This is a genomic window from Cellvibrio fibrivorans (assembly GCF_031457055.1).
GTDB lineage: Bacteria > Pseudomonadota > Gammaproteobacteria > Pseudomonadales > Cellvibrionaceae > Cellvibrio > Cellvibrio fibrivorans.
Genome location: NZ_JAVDVX010000019.1, coordinates 1 through 2619 on the forward strand (window position 1 = coordinate 1; position 2619 = coordinate 2619).

Consider the following 2619-nt stretch of genomic DNA (forward strand, 5'->3'; position numbering starts at 1 on the left):
GCCTGGTTGCCGGCGTGATGTTGGCGCGTACCGCTGAAGCACAGACCGGTACACCGACTAAAAGCTGTTTGGTATTTTCCGGTGGTGGTTGCCAACCAAATTTGTGGTATCCAACTGGCGCCACACTGCCTGCACAATCAGCACCACTGCAAAGCCATTACAGCAGAATCGCAATCATGAAGAGCGCGAAACTGACCGGCGCAGGCCATGGCATCATGTTCCATCGTTTTGACAATGCCAGCTTCTCCAAAGACAGTTTTGACGTAAACATGGGCCGCACCATCGGTGCCAACTATCCGGTGAAATACCTCAACGTAGGTACCACCGAAGAGTCGCAACTGAGCCGTGAAGGCAGTGCAAGCAAACCAACCATCACCAGCCCGCAAACTGCCCTGGATATTCTGTTCAGTGGTGGCACCAACACCGGAACAGGCACTGCACCGAGAAAATCGATTGTAGATTTGCACTACCCGGCGGTGAACAGTTTGAAAACCAAACTGGGCCAACATGAAAAAGAAAAACTGGACAGCCACTTCACGGCGATTCAGGAAATTGAAGCTGCGATTGGATCTGGAACTGGCACTGGTGGCGGTGGTGGTGGCTCATGCCCTAAACCTGCCAATACCACAGTCACCGGCTTTGATTCGCTGGCGAAACTGCAGACCGATATCGCTGTGCTTGCACTGAATTGTAATTTGACTGCGTCTGTGTCAATTGCCTTCGGTTCAGATGCGCACAACCATATCTTTGATGCACTCGGTGGCCGCTCATCGCACCAATCGCATCACTTCAACCAGGCGCAATACACCGAAGACATTGCTTACATGCAGAGCCTGACCAAAAACCTGTTGGATAAGTTGAATGCCAACGGCTTGTTGAGTTCGACTACGGTGTTCCAGATGTCGGACATGGGTCTTGCAGATGCGCACGGCAATGATGATGTACCGATGATTCTCGCGGGTGCGGGTATTGCCGGTGGTCGTGTACTGGATATCGGCGGTAAATCGCAAGCTGATATTTTCCACACCCTTGCATTGAAAATGCGCGCCGATCAAAGCCCGAACAGTACGGCTTACCGTAACTGGGGTGGTTCGATTATCGCCGGTTTGTAAAACTTGATTAGCGCCCTGGGGTTCCAGAGTAGTAACTCTGGCGCCCCAGGGCGATTTCATTTATATTCCCCCCGCCACAACACTCTGTGTCAGTAATCCAATTCATTAACTGCATCAGAAAAATCCCCGATTATTCCTATAAAAATAATGAGCGAGAAGAATAATGATCAGAGACTCCAACCACAATTTCGGTTTTATCAGTATTTTTTTTCATTGGCTAAGTGCTGGATTAACTTTGTTTCTATTTGGCTTGGGAGTGTATCTCACCAGCTACGGATACTATTCCAGTGACTATTTGCAGTACGCCCATTTGCATTACGCATTGGGAATTATTTTATTCGGCGTGGTCAGCATCAGGCTTTTGTGGCGTCTCTCCAGTAAAACACCCAAAACACTTGTGAATTCAACTCCTGCAAAAATTGGTATTTCGCTGAGTAAATTTTTGCTCTATGTTTTTTTATTCGCCATCTTGATTAGCGGTTATTTTATTTGTACAGCTGAAGGCCAATCAATTGATGTATTCGGCCTCTTCCAGATTCCCTCCATTAAGTTGCTGGAAACATCTCAACTCAATATCGCAGGATTGACCCACAAGTATGTTGCCTGGGGATTGTTTGGACTTGTTATTGTCCATGCCGGTGCAGCATTAATTCATCACTTTTTTATCCGCGACCGCACTTTAGTCCGCATGCTAAAACCAAGCAAAAAAACGCCAGAATAATTAACTGCAATGATTAACTTGCTTACAAATACCTTCCACCTCAATTTAAGCAGATAATAATGATCAAACAATGGCGCCTTAGGCGTCATTGTTTTATTAACCTCCTCGCCTAACTAAAAATCTTTTATTTTATATATAAAACACAAAAAGCACTGGCAATTAAATCATCAATAATAAGTGAAAATTTTTGTAAAAATAAAATTTGAGAAAATACACACTCGCCTACACTTGTCAGCAGACACTGTAAAAAAAGTCCTTTTTAAAATACCCGCAAAAACAACCAATCGACTCCATAAAAAAATACATTGCACACGCTCTTTCAAAAAAATGTTTTTTTTAAGAGAATAGCGCACACGAATACGTTGCAAAAACTCTAAATTTTACCTATGCAATATATTCATATTTAAAAATAACAATAAACATGCTTGCTGATATCTCATTTAATGGCAGGCTATAACGTAAATCACACCCTCCCGTGATTTACAACTCACGTCGATAGTTAGCTATTGATGTGCGCTTATCCCGTTTTCACTTTATTGCTCGTTCCATTGGAAAATTGCTCTGATGATTTTGTTTAAGCAAAAAATGTTAGCGCAATCATTTACTAAATCGAACACGGATAGATGAAGGGCAAAAACGCTTTTAGCACGTGCGATTAAAAACCATGCCGAAGCAATTCGGCGTTTACTTTCGAGGAAGACACTATGAGTAGCTTTAAAGCCTCTGCGATCACCCCTCGCCAGGATGGAGCACTAACCCGCTCCCTCTGCGCGGTAGGGTTCTCCC

2 protein-coding genes are annotated in these 2619 nt (G+C 44.3%); both read left to right on the top strand.

Annotated features, from left to right (window positions below; genetic code table 11):
- A partial coding sequence (locus J2X05_RS21045) for a DUF1552 domain-containing protein (protein ID WP_310076401.1) occupies window positions 1–1112 on the top strand: 1112 nt, incomplete at its 5' end.
- 163 nt (window positions 1113–1275) lie between these two features.
- Window positions 1276–1833: a cytochrome b gene (locus tag J2X05_RS21050; protein ID WP_310076403.1), complete on the top strand. Its 558-nt coding sequence runs from the start codon at window positions 1276–1278 to the stop codon at window positions 1831–1833.
- Window positions 1834–2619: the final 786 nt, after the last annotated feature.

Bases quoted from the DNA above. Each gene is read 5' to 3' on its own strand.
- J2X05_RS21050 (WP_310076403.1), top strand. From the start codon at position 1,276: ATGATCAGAGACTCCAACCACAATTTCGGTTTTATCAGTATTTTTTTT.